This window comes from Parasutterella muris (assembly GCF_009767915.1).
Classification (GTDB): Bacteria; Pseudomonadota; Gammaproteobacteria; order Burkholderiales; family Burkholderiaceae_F; genus Parasutterella; species Parasutterella muris.
This window is the reverse complement of record NZ_WSRP01000047.1, coordinates 1-17079: the sequence shown is the minus strand read 5'-3', so window position 1 is coordinate 17079 and position 17079 is coordinate 1. Positions and strand designations below refer to the sequence as shown.

Annotated in this window: 18 protein-coding genes; 6 read left to right on the top strand and 12 right to left on the bottom strand. The window is 50.5% G+C overall.

What is annotated here, in order from left to right; genetic code table 11:
- A partial coding sequence (locus E5987_RS11500; protein ID WP_237178826.1) for a TetR/AcrR family transcriptional regulator occupies window positions 1-548 on the bottom strand: 548 nt, incomplete at its 3' end.
- Window positions 549-676: 128 nt separating this feature from the next.
- Here E5987_RS11500 and E5987_RS11495 point away from each other — a divergent pair.
- Genes E5987_RS11495 through E5987_RS11485 form a run of 3 tightly spaced genes read left to right on the top strand, consistent with a single transcriptional unit; the run spans window position 677 to window position 3900 of the window.
- The gene (locus E5987_RS11495; RefSeq protein ID WP_160336223.1) at window positions 677-1651 is read left to right on the top strand and encodes a Bug family tripartite tricarboxylate transporter substrate binding protein; all 975 of its coding nucleotides are present in this window, start codon (window positions 677-679) and stop codon (window positions 1649-1651) included.
- A 41-nt stretch (window positions 1652-1692) separates the two neighbouring features.
- The gene (menB, locus tag E5987_RS11490; RefSeq protein ID WP_160336222.1) at window positions 1693-2547 is read left to right on the top strand and encodes a 1,4-dihydroxy-2-naphthoyl-CoA synthase; all 855 of its coding nucleotides are present in this window, start codon (window positions 1693-1695) and stop codon (window positions 2545-2547) included.
- A gap of 12 nt (window positions 2548-2559) precedes the next feature.
- Window positions 2560-3900, top strand: coding sequence for a class I adenylate-forming enzyme family protein (locus E5987_RS11485; protein ID WP_160336221.1), 1341 nt, complete (start codon window positions 2560-2562; stop codon window positions 3898-3900).
- A gap of 30 nt (window positions 3901-3930) precedes the next feature.
- Here the strand turns inward: E5987_RS11485 and E5987_RS11480 are convergent, their stop codons facing one another.
- From E5987_RS11480 to E5987_RS11470, 3 genes are all read right to left on the bottom strand, one after another.
- Window positions 3931-5352, bottom strand: a complete 1422-nt coding sequence (locus E5987_RS11480) for a Do family serine endopeptidase (protein ID WP_160336220.1) — start codon at window positions 5350-5352, stop codon at window positions 3931-3933.
- Window positions 5353-5450: 98 nt separating this feature from the next.
- Window positions 5451-6782, bottom strand: a complete 1332-nt coding sequence (locus E5987_RS11475; protein ID WP_160336219.1) for an ATP-binding protein — start codon at window positions 6780-6782, stop codon at window positions 5451-5453.
- Window positions 6782-7438, bottom strand: coding sequence for a response regulator (locus E5987_RS11470; protein WP_160336218.1), 657 nt, complete (start codon window positions 7436-7438; stop codon window positions 6782-6784). The genes E5987_RS11475 and E5987_RS11470 overlap by 1 nt, the downstream gene beginning before the upstream one ends.
- Before the next feature lie 142 nt (window positions 7439-7580).
- Here E5987_RS11470 and E5987_RS11465 point away from each other — a divergent pair, with 142 nt between their 5' ends.
- Window positions 7581-8015 carry a DUF4870 family protein gene (locus E5987_RS11465; protein ID WP_160336217.1) on the top strand — a complete coding sequence of 145 codons (435 nt, stop codon included), beginning with the start codon at window positions 7581-7583 and terminating at the stop codon, window positions 8013-8015.
- Window positions 8016-8079: 64 nt separating this feature from the next.
- Window positions 8080-9027, top strand: coding sequence for an AEC family transporter (locus tag E5987_RS11460; RefSeq protein WP_160336216.1), 948 nt, complete (start codon window positions 8080-8082; stop codon window positions 9025-9027).
- Here the strand turns inward: E5987_RS11460 and E5987_RS11455 are convergent, their stop codons facing one another.
- The 8 genes from E5987_RS11455 to E5987_RS11425 form a co-directional block, all read right to left on the bottom strand.
- Window positions 9028-9291: a cyd operon YbgE family protein gene (locus E5987_RS11455; protein WP_160336215.1), complete on the bottom strand. Its 264-nt coding sequence runs from the start codon at window positions 9289-9291 to the stop codon at window positions 9028-9030.
- 166 nt (window positions 9292-9457) lie between these two features.
- Complete coding sequence (gene cydB / locus E5987_RS11450) at window positions 9458-10600, bottom strand: cytochrome d ubiquinol oxidase subunit II (RefSeq protein WP_160336214.1); 1143 nt, start codon at window positions 10598-10600, stop codon at window positions 9458-9460.
- Window positions 10601-10611: 11 nt separating this feature from the next.
- Window positions 10612-12171 (bottom strand): cytochrome ubiquinol oxidase subunit I, encoded by a 1560-nt coding sequence (locus E5987_RS11445; protein WP_160336213.1) that lies wholly within the window; start codon window positions 12169-12171, stop codon window positions 10612-10614.
- Window positions 12171-12395: a cytochrome oxidase putative small subunit CydP gene (cydP, locus tag E5987_RS13535; protein ID WP_289171402.1), complete on the bottom strand. Its 225-nt coding sequence runs from the start codon at window positions 12393-12395 to the stop codon at window positions 12171-12173. Before cydP ends, E5987_RS11445 begins: the two co-directional genes overlap by 1 nt.
- 109 nt (window positions 12396-12504) lie before the next feature.
- The gene (locus tag E5987_RS11440; protein WP_160336212.1) at window positions 12505-12654 is read right to left on the bottom strand and encodes a hypothetical protein; all 150 of its coding nucleotides are present in this window, start codon (window positions 12652-12654) and stop codon (window positions 12505-12507) included.
- A gap of 131 nt (window positions 12655-12785) precedes the next feature.
- A complete protein-coding gene (locus E5987_RS11435) occupies window positions 12786-13610 on the bottom strand; it encodes a DUF1801 domain-containing protein (protein ID WP_160336211.1) in 825 nt (274 codons plus the stop codon).
- A 144-nt stretch (window positions 13611-13754) separates the two neighbouring features.
- A complete protein-coding gene (locus E5987_RS11430) occupies window positions 13755-14291 on the bottom strand; it encodes a DUF3455 domain-containing protein (protein WP_251451396.1) in 537 nt (178 codons plus the stop codon).
- 90 nt (window positions 14292-14381) lie between these two features.
- Window positions 14382-15599 (bottom strand): MFS transporter, encoded by a 1218-nt coding sequence (locus tag E5987_RS11425; RefSeq protein WP_160336210.1) that lies wholly within the window; start codon window positions 15597-15599, stop codon window positions 14382-14384.
- A gap of 96 nt (window positions 15600-15695) precedes the next feature.
- On the opposite strand from E5987_RS11425, the gene sstT reads away from it, so the two are divergent.
- Window positions 15696-16925 carry a serine/threonine transporter SstT gene (gene sstT, locus E5987_RS11420; protein ID WP_160336209.1) on the top strand — a complete coding sequence of 410 codons (1230 nt, stop codon included), beginning with the start codon at window positions 15696-15698 and terminating at the stop codon, window positions 16923-16925.
- Window positions 16926-17079 lie beyond the last annotated feature (154 nt).

Below are 17079 nucleotides of genomic sequence, written 5' to 3'. Positions count from 1 at the left end.
GGAATGAAGTGCGGATCACAGAGACGATGGTGGTACAGGTCGGACTTTAGCATCTCGATGTAATGCAGAGAGATCTCTTTGAGGTCGTTAAAGTCCAGCGGAAGTTTGTTTTCAAGGACCTTCGCAAAACAGAGATAACTGAGCTGAGCGCCTTCTGTGTAGTACCAGCGTCCGATTTCCGGTTCCCTTGCAGTCACGGAAAAAATTAGTCGGCTCGTACCGATCGCTTTGTCCGAAAGAATGGAACGCAGATAGATATTGCCGAAGACTTCGAGTTCCTCTTCCCAGCCGCGTTTCTCATCATAGAAATCTTCGTAGGCATAGTAGACCTCGTCCACCAGATGTTTTAGGCAGGCTAAAAACAGGCCGCGCTTGCTGCCGTAGAGCGAATAGATCGTGGAGCGCGAACCGCCCGCTGAGAGAATGATTTTCTCCAGCGAAGCCCGCTCGTATCCATGCTCTAAAAACACATTAATTGCCGTGTCCAGGAGTGTCTTTTGACGATCTCTGCCGCGCTGTGTTTTTGCTTCTTTTGTAATCGGTTTCAAGTAGCAGCCTTTTTTCTTCCGTGCACGGCTGATCTCTGACAAGCCAAAAGCACGTTTTGAGTAACATTCATTGATTATCCCATAATTGTACTGTACCATACGGTACAGATTTTTTTAGGGAAAACTATATGAAGCGTCGGAGCTTTATTCTTTCGGTGTCATCGGCCGTCCTTTTAGGCTGCGGATCAATCGTTTCCGCACAGACGGGCAAAGAAGTCAGTCTGATAGTTCCGTTTCCTCCGGGAGGTGGCGGAGACAATTTAGCGCGTGCTTCGCTGGATCTGTTTGCTGAAAAATACGGTGAGCCGATCTGGGTGCTCAATCGTCCCGGTGCGGGCGGCAATATTGGAACAGCAGCAGCTGCGGCCGCTAAGCCGGACGGTAAAACACTTGCTTATGTCACAAACGGGATCATGTGTGTCAATAAGAAACTTTATAAAAATGTTCCATTTGATCCGATGACAGATTTAATTCCTGTCGGTCAGCTCTCCAAAATCGGTTTGATCATGGTGCTGAATCCGAAAACCATAGAGGGTGTGACGGATTTACCGAGTTTGATCAAATACGCCAAAGAGCATCCTGAGGCGGTGAACTTCGCCTCTTCGGGCGTAGGCACCACAAGTCACTTGGCAGGCGAGTATCTGGCGAAACGGGCCGGCATCAAGCTTACTCACATCCCGCATTCCGGCGGCGCTGCCGCGCTTGTAGAGGTCATGGCGGGACGAATTCCGTTCATGATTGATGTGAGTTCGAATGTCCTTCCTCACGTGAAGAGCGGCTCGTTGAAGGCGCTTGCCGTAACAACGCCCGAAAGACTGTCGGCGGCACCGGAAATTCCGACGATGAAAGAAGCAGGACTGGACAACTACGAGCTGTACGCTTGGGACGGTTTTGCACTTCCGAAGGGAGCGGATAAGGAGACCGTGAAAGGTTTTTCAGACGCTTTTCACGCACTTGCTAAAGACGATCAGGCACGCAGAAGACTTCAGAATCTAGGTGTGGAGCCGGTTTTCTCGGACAGTGAAACATTCAGTCGCTTTATTCATGAAGAACAGCCGAAATGGGATGCGCTCGTTTCTCAAATTCCGTCGGCCAGGAACTAAAATTTGTTGTCATTAATTTAATTATTCTCTAGGAACAAAAAATGCAGCCACAGCTTGATACTTCTTCTCTTCCCCGCGTCCCCGAGTGGAAAAAAGCGGGAGATTTTGAGGATATCCGGTACGAAAAATCCGAAGAAGGCATTGCGAAAATTACCATCAACCGTCCGCAGGTGAGAAACGCTTTTCGTCCGCTGACCGTAAGGGAAATGGAACAGGCTTTGGCCGATGCCAGAGATGACGAAAATATCGGCGTCATTATTCTGACCGGAGAAGGCAAGGACGCTTTCTGCTCCGGCGGCGATCAGAAAGTTCGCGGAAACGGCGGCTATGTGGGCAGTGACGGCGTGCCTCGTCTGAATGTTCTTGATTTTCAGAGACAGATCCGTACTTGCCCGAAGCCGGTTATCGCTATGGTAGCCGGCTGGTGCGTCGGCGGCGGCCACGTGCTTCACATGATGTGCGACCTTACTTTGGCAGCCGACAACGCCAGATTCGGACAGACCGGACCGAAGGTCGGTTCTTTTGACGGCGGCTGGGGTGCGTCTTATATGGCTCGAATCGTCGGTCAGAAGAAAGCCAGAGAAATTTGGTTCCTCTGCCGCTTCTATGATGCGACAGAAGCCCTTGAAATGGGTCTTGTCAATGCAGTGGTGCCGTATGAAGAGCTCGAGGCGGAAACGGTTCAATGGTGCCGTGAGATTCTTGCGAATTCTCCGATTGCCATTCGCTGTCTTAAAGCTGCGCTCAACGCGGACTGTGACGGCCAGGCCGGTCTTCAGGAACTTGCCGGAAACGCTACGCTTCTCTACTACATGACCGAAGAGGGTAAAGAAGGCAAAGAGGCTTTCTTAGAAAAACGCCGCCCGAACTTCAAGAAATTCCCCCGCTTACCTTAATCATCGAGCATTATGAGCAAAGAGGAAACGGATAAGGCTTTATCAATTTCAGCGGCAGCCTCTGAAAGAGCGGAGGCGCCCGCGGTGATTGATCACGGCAAAGTGATTTCCTACCGTGAGCTTCTTGAGCTGGTCAGACAGAAAGATAAGGAGCTTGATGACTCGGTTCCTTATCATCTGACGGCTTCCCCCTGTTTGGACACCATCGTATCGGTTTTTGCGCTTCTGGAAAGAAAGCAGCCGATTCTTCTTTTCCATCCGGGGCTGACGGACTACGAGAAGCGCGTACTTGCGGAAAGTGTTGCGCACATTGATCAGAAGCTGCCGGAAGATGCGGCGGTTATTTTGTTCACATCCGGAACGACAGGGCTTCCAAAGCCGGCCGTTCTCACGCGCAGAGCGCTGATAGCCAGCGCTGAAGCTTCTCGGGGCAACATCCCTTTGAATCACGATGACGTGTGGCTCCTATCTATTTCTCCGGCGCGTATCGGCGGTTTTTCGATTCTGACCCGTTCGCTGGCAGCCCGAAGCGCGATTGCGCTCGGACCGAAGTTCAAGGTTGAGGATTATCTGAGGACAATGGAGGAAGCAAAAATCACTTACTCGTCCATTGTTCCCACGATGCTGATGAAAGTGTTTGATGAGGCGCCGGATTGGCGCCCCAATCCCCGTCTGAAGGCGCTTCTTGTCGGGGGCGCGCCGACATCGGTAAAGCTTAAGGAAGAGGCTGAGAAGAAAGGCATTCCTCTCATCATGACGTATGGGATGACGGAGACAGCGAGCAATGTGGTGACGACACCCTTTTCCCTGCGTTTTCATAAAACAGAAGGAAGCGGTAGGATCAATCCCGGGGTTGAGCTTGAATCGCGGGACGGGCATATCTTTGTCCGCGGAGATATGCTGATGAGCGGCTATTGGGGCAGGAAGCCTTTGGAAAAGGGCGAATGGTTCGACAGCGGCGATATCGGAGAGGTTGGTGAAGACGGATTCGTACGGATTTTTGCAAGACGTACGGACATGATTATCAGTGGTGGCGAGAATGTCTATCCCGCAGAAGTTGAGGAGGCGCTGGAGAGGCTTCCGTCGGTCAAAAACGCTCTGGTTCTCGGAAAGCCGGATGAGACGTGGGGCTCAATTGTGACCGCACTTCTCGTGCCGAGAGACAAAGACCAAATTCCAAAAGCGGAAGATATCGTTAAGACGCTTGAGCCTTATTTAGCGGCATACAAATCACCGCGCCGTATCGCCTGGGTGGAGGAACTTCCGAAAACGTCTGCGGGGAAACCTAATCGAAATCCCGCTTGCCTGGACGGACTTATGCTAACCTCACTTCATTACTCCGGGAAACACTGAGGAGGCTCTTAGAGCCCCCTTTGTCCCGTCTTATTTGTCGGCGAGTTTGATCGGCACAAAAATTCGTCTGCCGGATCGATCAATAAGGATGGCAAGGCTGTCCTTAGCCCCTTTGACAGCAGAGGCGAAGTCCTCCCGACTCTTTATTGTTCTTCCGCCTGCTTTTAAGATGATATCGCCTTTGCGTATACCGGCAGCGGCGGCAATACCGGCTGACGAAACAACGGCGATGCCGTTTTCAACGCGCTTTTTCTCTTTAGGATCCAGAGGGCGGGTTTCCAAGTCCAGAATTCCGATACTGAAATTTTCAGGGCGCTTGAGATTGCGGATTCCTTCGGGAGTCAGCTCCCCGATAACAATGGTGAAATCCTGAAGCTTTCCGTCTCTTATGACTTTAAGCCGGGCTTTGGTTCCGGGCTTAGTGCCTGCGACTGCCTGAGATAATTCATTCAGTTCCGAGATCGGTGTGCCGTTGAATTCAACGATAATATCGCCTTCCTTGAGTTTTGCCTTGTCTGCCGGACCGTCTTTTTCCAGCTGAGCGATCAGCGCGCCTTTGGTCTCCTTAATACCGAAACTTTTAGCAAGTTCCGGCGTCATCTGCTGCATCAGTATGCCGATTCTTCCGCGCGAAACTTTCCCGTACTTCTGCAGATTATTTTTAATCTGAACGGCAAGATTAATCGGGATTGCGAAGGAGAGTCCCATAAAGCCGCCCGAAGTCGAAAAAATCTGAGAATTGATTCCGATGACTTCACCCTTCATGTTAAAAAGCGGTCCGCCGGAGTTGCCCGGGTTTACCGCAACATCGGTCTGAATGAAGGGTACAAATTGTTCATCCGGCAGGCTGCGGCTTTTTGCCGAGACGATTCCGGCCGTGACGGTGTTGTCCAGACCAAAGGGCGCGCCGATGGCGGCCACCCATTCTCCGACCTTGACGTTGTCGGAGTTGCCGAGACGAACTGCCGGGAAGTCCTTTCCTTCGATCTTAATCAGTGCGATATCGGTTTTAGGGTCCGTTCCGACGACCTTAGCTTTGAACTCACGTTTATCGGTGAGACTGACTGTCACGTCATCTGCGTTTTCAACGACATGATTATTTGTGAGGATGTATCCGTCCGGGCTAATGATGAAACCTGACCCTTGTCCACGTCTTCCCGGCGTAAAGCCTCCGTTATCTCCGAAAGGAAAGGGGAAGCCGAAGTGGCGGAAAAAATCGAGTTGATCCTTTGGGATCATGCTTTCGGCACGTTTCTTTCTTTTTTCAACGACGGCGATACTAACAACCGCGTTTCCGTTGTCTTCAACGAGTTTAGAGAAGTCCGGGAGGGAGGAAACGGCAGATGTCTGTGCATGGGCAGAGCTGACTGCGTTTAGAGAAGAGAGCTGAGCCGGCACAGTCATGACAAGTACTGCGGCAGCCGCCGCGGCAGCAAATTTGTGAAACGTCATTATTATTGGACTCCGTTATCGATAATCGCTTTACCTAATGCACATCATTGTAGGAAGGAATTTAGGCTGCTTCATTAAAAAAGCGGAATCAAAATTGTTTAATTTTCTTCCTGAGCGCCTGCTACCGGGAATGAAATTCGGAAGCATACGCCTTTGCCGTTTAGTCCGGCGTCAAGCGAAGGTGTGCCGCCGTGCAGTTCCGCGACGCGTCTTACGATTGCGAGTCCGAGTCCTGTGCCGGGAATTGTTTTTGTGCCTTCAGCCCGATAGAAGCGTTCAAAGATGCGTTCTCTTTCTGTTTCCGGAACGCCCGGCCCGTCGTCGCAAACCTCGATAAAAGCCTTGGAAGCACGGATATACGTCCTGATTTCGATGTGTCCGTCTGCCGGTGTGTAACGCATCGCATTGTCACAGAGGTTGTTCATGAGCAAACGCAGTGCGTCTTCGTTGGCGATGGCTACAGCGGGTTTATCCGAGGCCGCTTTCAGTTCGATATTCTTCTGGGCGGCAAGCGGCGCGAGTTCATCGCAAACGGAATGGGCCAAGGCGGTCAGATCGAGCGGAAGCAAGGGCTGTGAGCGGTTGTCCGGGTCAAGGCGCGCCATTGTCAGCAGCTGAGTAACCAGACGCGTCGCGCGTTTGATTCCGTCCTTAAGACGGCCAAAGGCTTTTTGTCTGGCTTCTTCGGTTTTAGCTCTTTCCGCAAGCTGGATCTGAAGTGTCAGCGCGGTGAGCGGAGTCCGCAGTTCATGGGCGGCGTCCGAGGCAAATCGTTTCTGAGCTTTAAGGCTGTCGCTGAGCTGTTCCAGAAGGTTGTTCAGCGATGAAACAAGGGGTTCAATTTCCGCAGGCAGACCTTTTAGCGAAAGCGGGGTTAGGGATGACGGAGAACGCCGTCCGATTGCCGATGCGGTTCGGCTGAGCGCTCTGAATCCCTGCCCGATGATAATTTGGCATACCAAAGCGATGAGCACCAGCATAAAAAAGAGCGGCAGCAGTACGGATTTTGCCGACTGCAGCGCAATTTCGCTGCGCACAAATGTAGGCTGCGCTACCTCTATGATTGGTCCGTAAGAGTTCTGAGTTGTATAAAGTCGCCAGATTTCGCCGCCGATTTTGACATTGGAGAAGCCAATCTGATCTGCTATCGGCAGAGGATCCATACTTCTGGAAAGCGCCTTTGCTCCGGTGTTCGGATCGATAATCTGTACCACCATGCTCTCGTCCTGCGCAAAGAAATCTCTTCGAATACGCAGAATGTCCTGTGAGCGGACATTTTGATAGGCAAGGGCGACCTGTCGAAGAGAATTATCGAGCAGTCGGTTGATCTCGTTTTCAACAGAGAAATAGATAGCGGCAGCCGCACACAGGGTTGCCAGGGTCAGGGCAATTGTTATGGCCGCCAGCAGTCGAGTCTTAATGGAATACATTAGGTTTCGAGAACGTAGCCCACTCCACGGACGGTTTTAATGCTGTCCTCACTGAGTTTCTTTCTCAGATGATGGATGTGAACTTCAATAGCATTAGAGCCGATTAGGGAATCATAGTTATAGAGTTTTTCTTCGAGCTGAGAGCGGGAGAGAACAATGCCCTGTCTTTCGGCGAGCGCAAACAGCAGTGCGTATTCCTTACTGGAAAGTATGACGGAATTGCCGTTAAAGACGACTTCCCGAGTCGAGGGATTAATAGTGAGGCGGCCTCTGCGTATGATCGGATCGCTTCTTCCGGCTGAGCGTCTCAGAAGCGCTCGAATTCTTGCGCTGAGTTCGTCAAGGTCATACGGTTTGACCAAATAATCATCGGCGCCGGCGTCCAATCCTTCGATTCTGTCGTTGACCGTATCACGAGCGGTGGTTATAAGTACAGGGATATGATTTTTTCGTCTGCGAAGCTCTTTAAGTACGGCCAAACCGTCTTTTCCAGGCAGCCCCAGATCAAGAATTACGATCGAAAAAGGAGTTGTATCCAGAGCGATAACGGCTGAGTTGCCGTCTTTTACCCAATCTACCGCGTAACCTTCCGACTTAAGTCCGTCAGAAACGGCTTCGCCGATCATTTCATCATCTTCTACTAATAAAATTCTCACGTTTACCTCCTCGCCGAAATCCTGATAAAGGATACGGAATGCCAAGCCTATTTCCCAAAAAAGCCACGATTCTGAAAAATCCTTGTCTAATTGGACTTTAATAGCAATGATACGTGCAGAACGTTCCTTGTTGGGGAAAAGAATGAGCGAATATGAAATTGTAACTGATGAGAGCGGGGTTAGACGCGCTCCGGTTCCGCCCAGTTTAATTACTGTTACACGTGTGGTTTATGCGCTTCATGCGCTGTCGATTTTAATCGGAGTATTTACCGGAGCATCAATAGCGACGGCCTTTGTATTCGGCTGGCCGTCGATTATTGCCGTTATTATCAATTATGTGGAACGATCTGACGTCAGGGGCACCTATCTGGACAGTCATTTCTCCTGGCAGATCAGGACATTCTGGTATGCGCTTCTGTGGATTATTCTCGTCTGGCTTCTCGGCCTGCTGCTTGCTATTTTCCTGATCGGTTTCGCCATTTGGATTGTCGGTTTTGTCATTTTAGGAATTTGGGTCTGCTATCGCATTATTCGCGGATGGATGCGTCTGTCCGATGGTCTGCCGATGCCAATGTAACGTAAGCAGGCGACTCAGCTATAAGCCTCTCTTATAATCTCTCTCAGACGGATTCTTTGAGGGCATGGTGGCGCTTTTTCTTCAGACTTTCCTGGTTTCGCTGCCTCTTTTCCTGACAATAGGGGCCGGTTGGCTCTGTGCGAAAGTGAAACTGTTGGGAAGCGAGGTTGGCGCAGCTCTGGCAAAATTTTCGTTTACGGTAACGATTCCGTGCATGCTTTTTCAATCTATGCGCAGAATCGGGGAACTTCCGCCGCCGGACTGGAAGATCGGGATCGCGTTTTTTGGCGCATGTTTTATTGTCTGCATAGCGGCTTGGACTATCGGTCGAAAGTCTTTTGCCATGGCGGGCGATGAAAGCACTGTATTTTCCATGGGCGCCATTTTCTCGAACAATGTTCAGCTTGGTGTACCGCTTGCAATATCGCTGCTTGGAGAAGACTGTATTCCGGCGATTTCTCTTCTGATTTCGATCAATGTTTTTGTACTTTGGCTTGTTGCGACGATTGCTGTTGAGGTTTGCCGAAGCTGCTCTCCGTCGTATTTAAGAACGTGTGCGGAAGGCTTGTACAGAACGGTTAAGAATCCGGTGATTGCAGCGATCTTAGCCGGTCTTTGTTTTTCGTATTTCCATATATCGCTTCCGACGGCTGCTGAGTCGGTGCTTACAGGACTTGCCGCAGCGGCGACGCCGGTAGCGCTTTTTTCTGTGGGCATCGGATTGGCGCAGTATCGAATCGCTTCGCATCTGAGCGTTACCGCAGCAGAAACATTTTTTAAGCTCGCTGTGATGCCTCTGACGGTGTACCTATTGTGCCGGGGGCTCGAGCTTGGCCGAATAGAAACTCAGGCTGCATGTCTTTTCGGCTGTCTGCCGGTTGGCGTCAATGTGTACATTATGAGCCGCGAGTTTAATGTGGTAAAAGAATCAACAGCGAATGCTCTGCTTGCGAGCACTGCGCTGTCGTCTTTAACAATGCCGGTATTTATGGCCTCTTTCGGACTGCTTTAATTAGCAGAACAGAGGTCCCTGACTGAGGATGATGTATCCTGCAGCGGCCACACAGGGCCACGCAACCAGCGGAGAAAAAATAATATTAAGAATACGGCTGTTGGTTTTAAATCCCACACCGTGCACAAAGCACAAACTCATTCCGATCAGTAGGAGCACCAGCCATCCGTGGGGGACATCCGTCATATCGCTGGCGATAGCGCGCGGATAAAGGATAACGGATGCGGCCACCGCCAAAGCGATCAAAAAGGACAAGATACGCATTATGAATTCGACTGATTATCGTCGGAAAAATCCAGGCCCAGTGTTGCAAGGGCGCTAAGGACGATCATCAGAAGAAAGGCGCAGATCCAAGCAATATACGTCATAGTTTTTTTGTCTCTTTTCTGTCCGGACAGCGCCCGGACAGTTTTAAGTTGAAATAGATCGATTAGTAAAGATTCTTAGAATCTTTCTGAATCATTGCGTCGGTCAGTTTTCCGCTCATGACTTTGTAAGCCCAGCCTGTGTAAAGCAGGACAATCGGCAGGAATACGATCGTGACGAACAGCATCGTGAACAGAGTCAGTTCAGAGCTCGTGCAGTCCCATGCCGTCAGAGAAGAGACGGGGTTGGAAGAGGACGGCATCAGGAACGGGAACATGGCGACCAGCGGAGTAAAGATGGTACCGATTTCTGCCAGAGAGGAGAAAACGATTGCGGCGCCGGCCTTCATTTTGCTCACGCATACGAACGAGAGGAGTGCTCCGGCAACAGAAAGAGCCGGGAATATCCAGAGGATCGGGTAGTTCATGTAGTTAGCGAACCAGGCGCCTGACTGAACTTCCACGGTTTTGCTCATCGGATTGGGAAGCATGTTCGGATCGATCGCAGAGGTAATGACATAGCCGTTGATACCCATGTAGACCCAAATACCTGCAAGGATGAAGAGTGCAAGGAAGAGCAGTGAAGAAATCTGACCGCAGACCTTAGCACGTCCCTGCAGCTCGCCCTCCGTACGGAGTACGAGGTAGTTGGAACCCTGAGCGACGACCATACAGATGGAAACCAGACCGCAGAGGATTGCGAACGGGTTAAGAAGGGCCCAGAAGGAGCCTGTGTAGAAGCTTCTCAGATGGTCGTCAAAGTGGAACGGAACACCTTCGAGGAGGTTGCCGAAAGCGACGCCGCACACAACCGGCGGGACAAAGCTTCCGAGGAAGAGAAGCCAGTCCCAAGTTCCTCTCCATGCGGTATTTGCGACCTTGCTGCGGTAATCAAAACCGACGGGGCGGAAGAACAGGGCAAAGAGGACAAGCAGCATTGCCCAGTAGAAGCCGGAGAAGGCGGTAGCGTAGATCAGAGGCCAAGCGGCGAAGATAGCGCCGCCGCCCGTGATGAACCATACCTGGTTTCCGTCCCAGTGAGGCGCGACGGAATTAATCATGACGCGTCTCTGGTCATCGGTTCTGCCGATAAAGGGGAGGAGTGTACCGACGCCCATATCCTGTCCGTCCATCACCGCAAAACCAGCAAGAAGCAGACCGATAAAGAGCCACCAAATAAGCTTGAGTATTTCGTAATCAATAAACATTCTCTCTCTCCTTATTTTGCAGCCTGTTCATGGTGATAAGCACCTGTGCCTAAAGCACTCGGTCCGAGTTTGGCAAAGCGTACCATCAGCCAGGCCTCAACGATCAGCAAGCCGGTATAGAGAACCACCAAGCTTCCCAGAGAGCCCCAAAGCGAGCCGACAGACAGTGAAGATACAGATAAGTGAGTCGGGAGGATTTCCCAAATCGTCCAGGGCTGGCGCCCGTATTCAGCAACGAACCAGCCGGCTTCGCATGCGATCCAGGGGAGCGGAACCGCAAACAGTACCAGTCGCAGCCAGAGACGTTTCTGAGCGACTACACGGCGAACCGAGTAGTAAACAGACAGTCCGAAGACAAGTAGCAGCGCAACGCCTGTACCCGCCATAATTCGGAAGGCGTAGAACATGGAGTTGACTGAATAAGGGATGGAGTCATCCGCGGCTTTCTGGATGTCTTCTTCGGTTACCTTAGCGCTGTCAGGCTGATATTTCTTAGTAAGAAGACCGAAGCCGAGGTCTTTCTTGTGCTGCTCAAAAATATTCTTAGCCTGTTCGTCCTTAGGATCCTTTCTGAGTTTTTCAAGCGCCTGAACGGCGACGACGCCCTGAGTGATTCGCTCTTTGTTCTGGGCAATAATGTCGTTAAGGCCCGGAAGAGTCTTATCGAGAGAACGAGTGGAGAGGATACCGGCGACCCAGGGGACGGTAATTTCAAAAGTGTTTTTCTTCTGTTCCGGATCTGCCCAGGCGAGGAGCGCCATAGGAGCGGGTGCAGGATCTGTATGCCAAATGCCTTCCATGGAAGCGAGTTTAGCCGGCTGATCCTGAGCAACGAGGTAACCGGATTCATCGCCCTGCTGAACGGTGAAAATCGCGGCGACAAGACCGAAGACAGCGGCGATACGGAAGCTGCGCTTAGCGAAGTCAAGATCTCTGTTTTTAAGGATGTAGTAAGCGGAAATCGCGAGCACGAAAGCCGCACCGGTGCAGTAGCCGGCGGAAACCGTGTGGAAGAACTTAGCCTGGGCCCAAGGGCTAAGGAAGACGTCGAAGAAATTCGTCATTTCCATTCGCATCGTCTGATAGTTGAATTCGGCGCCTGTCGGGTACTGCATCCAGCCGTTGGCGACAAGAATCCAGAGGGCGGATAAGTTAGAGCCGAGCGCCATCAGGAAAGTGCAGAGGAAGTGCGTGCCCTTTTTCAGACGGTTCCATCCGAAGAAGAACAAGCCGATAAATGTGGACTCAAGGAAGAACGCCATGAGGCCTTCAATCGCAAGAGGGGCTCCGAAAATGTCGCCGACATAATGGGAGTAATAGGACCAGTTCGTACCGAACTGGAATTCCATGGTAATACCGGTTGTAACGCCGAGAGCAAAGTTAATTCCGAAGAGTTTTCCCCAGAATTTAACCATGTCTTTGTACACTTGTTTGCCCGTGACCAGATAACAGGCCTCCATTGCTACCAAAAGCATGGAGAGACCGAGGGTCAGAGGCACGAACAAATAGTGATACATCGCTGTTGCGGCGAACTGCAGCCGTGACAGGTCAACTAATTCAGTCGAGATCATTATTTCTTTCCCTCCGTTTCATTCATAGGTTGAGGGGCTAAGATTCCGCTGCTGACAGTTTCAGGATCCTGACTTTTTCGGGTTTCCGGTCCGAAAAACATGAAAAAGATCGCAAATATACAGAGCATTTTGATGAATATGACCAGAAAAAGTTTAACGCTTAGTTTCTGTTCACCTTTTATCTCCGTTTTTTGTATATCTGTGTTTTTTTTCAGTTGTGTCATACCAGCAAGAACGAGCCCGGTTAATTTGCATTCAATTGGTTTATTTGTTGTTGGATTTTATTACGAATGACACGTCTGAGAGAACAGTAACCTCTTGATCACTCATTATTTAGTTTCCGCTGTCGATAGTTGCATTCGGCGCAGGAACATCATCTCCGCTTTCCCAAGCGAATGGAAGGACGGCCATGAAGACAACGAAAATCACGGCTACGGCGACAACGAGCCATTTCCACAGAGATTTTTTCTCTTTTTTGTCCATATACAAAAAACACAAAATTAAATTGCAGACAAGCTAATCATTGCATAAATAACCTCCCGCAACGCTTTATTTGTCCAATTTGAGAAAGAAAAAACTCCGGAGGTCCGGAGTTTTTGAGCATTCGTTTGAAATTACTTCTCAGAGGCGTTTCGAGCTGTTGTTTTCTTCTTTACGGAAGAAGATTTTTTAGCCGCAGTACCAGCTGAGCCGGAGGTTTTTGCGGTTTTCTTGGACGCTGTCGTTTTTTTAGCAGTCGTTTTTTTGACTGTCTCACTGCCTTCAGCGGTTTTTGCTGCAGTTTTCTTTCTTGCAGCAGTTTTGCGTTTGGGCTTTTCTGCTTTTGTTTCCTCTGTTTCAGCCGTCTGTTTCTTTGGGCGGCTGCTTGCGGTCATGGCCGGATCCTTAAAAGTCGGGGCTCTGAGGATCTCAACGGGCTCCTTAGGTTCTTCCGGAACCTGAACTTCAGGGGCCGGCTCTTCTGTTTCGGTCTCATCTCTGCCCATCGGAATGACGACGATGGGAGGCGGCGCCTTAGCTTCTTCTTCGGTGATTTTCCAAAGGGCGAGGAGCTCTTTCTGAGTAGGGGCAGAGCCGACTTTCAGACGTTCGCGGCGAGCGGCGACGGAATCCCTGACAATTTTCTCAAGGCTGTCGAGCGGAATACGGTTCAAGTCAGTGAAGCGGATGGCGCATCTTTCCGGAATATAGTTCTGAAGAGAACTTTTATGCTGTTCCATGACTTCAGGTTCGGCGACGAAGAGAGTCATATCCTTATCGGTTGACTCTAAAGCGAATAACGGGCCATGGAGCTCATAGAAAGCCAGACCATAACGCATACTTTCCCTTACGCCTCTTGCGGAACGGCGAATCATACTGCAGACTCTTGCCATCGCGACCCGTCTGTCAGCGGGTAAGTCTCTGAGGTAACCTCCAACGGTAGTTGCGGTCAGGCCCATTAATTTCCTCCCTAAAACCAATTGCTTAGCCAAACTGTAATTATACCTCAATTTGACTTTTGAACTTAGGCCCGTCATCGGGAGATCGAGCGCCTGCAGCTGCAGACGCGACGATCTCTAAGGTTTTCCGTGATGATTTACCCGCTACTTCCAGAAAACAAACTTAGCGCTGAAGGGGACCTTCTGCAGTTTGCCGTTATCGGGCTGGGTACAGGAACCCTGAGGCATTCCGCCGACGGTATCCAGTCTTTGGATGTACCTAACTCCTTTGAAGACGCCTTCTCGGTCATCCGACACGGCCTGTAGGAGTGCAAGTTTATTGTCGACGGCGGGATTAGCCGGATTAACCCAGGCGGTTATATGCGAAGAAATGATTCTTGATCCGTCGCTGTGGTCAAAGGCCTGCATTGGTCCGCTGAGTTCAGCGACAGTTTCTCCGGCGCTGTTTGTCAGTTTGGCTTCGGGTCTTTCGAATTTCCAGTATCCGCCTCTCGCATCGACAGTGCAGCGAAAATACTGATAGCCTTTGGCATCAAGTGTCAGGAAAGGCGCTCCGGACTTAGGGCTCAAGACATCTGCTGACGGGGCATGTGAAGTGCCGGGGCCGTTCAAATCGCTCAAATGGCTGCAGCCGGCAAGAATGAAAGCAGGAATTAGACAGAGAAAAATTCGACTGTTCACGGCGATCTCCTAGTTACATATTGGTAAATGTAAAGTAAAAGTGCGGTATGTAATCCAATCGGTACCCTTTATAGGCGAACGCATCTTTGGTTAGGCTCGCGGATGGCTGCGAAAATGCAAAGACGCGATTAATGCAGCGAGAAGCAGAAGGCCCGAGCAGATGATATAAGGCAGTCCGCCCAGGACTGATCCCGGGGCCATGTGAGAGGTGTGTACTAAAAGAGGCGTTCCGAGAAGAGGTGCCAGAACACCCATTAAGCTTCCGAGTGCGCTGACAGCGCCGAGAGCCCGACCCTGATCTGCCGACGGGACTTCTTCAGACACGATTCCGTTTAGGGTTGGGGTTACGGCCATTGACAGAAAGTTGAGGACAATGATGAGGTATGCAAGAGCGCCTACAGTAATCAGTCCGAACCCAAGGTAAGCAGCCGCTCCGCTGAGAAGACCAAAAAGAATAAGCCGCTTCGGTCCGAAAAAAGCGAGCAGACTTTTGATGAACTTCCCTTGAATAATCCCGGTTACTGTGCCGATTGCAACCAGAGACAGTCCGATATCCATAGGAGACCAGTGGAATCGGAAGGTCGTAAAGAGCGACCAGGTTGAGTGGAGCAGGGACTGCACGAAGCTGCTGAGCGCGATGACAACAAGGAGCGCGCCGATTTGTTTGAATTTTCCGAGTTCGAGCAGAGACGAGATCGGATTGCATCTTGCAAATGTGACGGCGTTTGGATTTTTAATCCTGAGTGATTCCGGAAGGATAAATAGGCCGTAAAAGAAATTGAGGATTGCAAGGGTTCCGGCCAGAATGAACGGGAGTCGAATGCTGTATTCTCCGATGAGGCCGCCCGCTGCCGGGCCGAGGATAAATCCCACGCCAAAGCACGCTCCGATTTTTCCGAAGGCCGCGGCGCGCTGTTCTTTAGGTGTGACATCGGCAATATAAGCCTGAGCGACAGCGATATTGGCCGAGAACATTCCGCCGAGGACTCGTGACAGGAGGATGACAGTTAGGGAGTCGGAGAAGGCCGGAACAAAGAACATTACGCCCAGACCGAGAACCCCGAGCAAAAGAATCGGTCTGCGTCCCCATTTGTCTGACAGTGACCCGAGTGTCGGCGCAAGCGCAAACTGCATGAAACCGTAGGCGATCAGCATAGCGCCGAGCCACCAGGCCTGTGCCTGAGCGTTTTCTACAAGGGTTCCGACAAGTTTGGGAAGTACAGGAATGATTAAGCCGATCCCAAGAATGTCCAGAAAGATGTTGAACAGGACAAACGGGACAGCAGGGAGTCCTCGCGATAATTTCATGTAGAAGCCGTGCAAAAAAGGAACTATGAGTTTAGGAGAATTGCCAGAAAAAAAGTAAACTCAAAGCATAGTTACAAATCAATATAGTTAAAAACCATGAGAAGAACTTTTCCTTTCTTAATTTCACTTATTAAGCAGGGCTCGCTCGTTAAGCAGATTTTGGCAGGCCTTGTTCTTGGTATTGCTCTTGCCTTCATTTATCCGGAAGGAGCGAAGCTCTGCGGCATTTTAGGCAGTTTCTTTGTCAGTGCGCTTAAGGCTGTTGCACCTGTACTGGTATTCGTTTTGGTTGCCGCATCCATTGCCAATCAGGAAGGCCACACCGGCGGCGGCATTAAATCCATTTTGTTTCTTTATATGGTCGGTACTTTGCTTGCAGCTTTAGTTGCTGTTGTGGCGAGCTTCGTATTTCCGACCAGTATCGCGCTGGCGAATATTCAGGACGGAGTCACGGCCCCGGGAGGCATCGGAGAAGTTCTTCGCAACCTTCTTTTTAACATTGTTGACAATCCCGTGAAAGCGATTGCCAATGCGAACTACATAGGTATTCTTGCCTGGGCGATCAGCTTAGGTTTTGCGCTTCGTTATTCATCAGATCAGACAAAGAGCATTGTTTCCGATCTTTGTTTCAGTGTTGAGTACGTGGTTCGTGTTGTTATTCGTCTTGCTCCGATCGGCGTATTCGGCCTGGTGGCAGAAGTGGTTGCGACGACAGGTCTTGAAGGAATGCTGAGCTATGTTCGCCTGCTGTGCGTGCTGCTCGGTTCTATGGCTGTTATCGCGCTCATTGTCAATCCGCTTCTTGTTTTCCTCTGCACCAAAGAAAATCCCTATCCTCTGGTTTGGGCTTGTCTTAGAGAAAGCGGTGTTACAGCATTCTTTACGCGTTCTTCAGCGGCAAATATTCCGGTGAATATGAATCTTTGCCGCAAGCTTGGTCTGGATGAAAACCTTTATTCTCTTTCTATTCCGATCGGAGCAACCATCAACATGGGCGGCGCCGCGGTGACGATTACCGTACTCACACTTGCTGCAGCGCACACGCTTGGTATTCAAGTTGATGTCTTCACAGCGCTTCTTCTTTCTGTTGTTGCTTCCGTCTGTGCCTGTGGTGCTTCCGGTGTTCCCGGCGGTTCGCTGCTTCTGATTCCGCTTGCCTGCGGACTCTTCGGCATTGATCAGAATGTTGCGATGCAGGTCGTTGCGGTTGGTTTCGTCATCGGTGTACTTCAGGATTCGGCCGAAACCGCGCTGAATTCCTCAACGGACGTAGTCTTCACAGCCGCCGCCTCAAAGTACATTGAGCGAAAGAAAACTAAGGAGTAAGTCCTTACTTTCATAAAAAAGGACCGAATCGGAGATTAGTCTGATTCGGTCCATTTTTTTGTGGCTATTTGCTGCCGTCCCGACTTTTCCTTGATTTTTAAAACGATTTCGCGGTACAACCCGTGAGTACCAAGCCTTTAGCTGATTTTATATT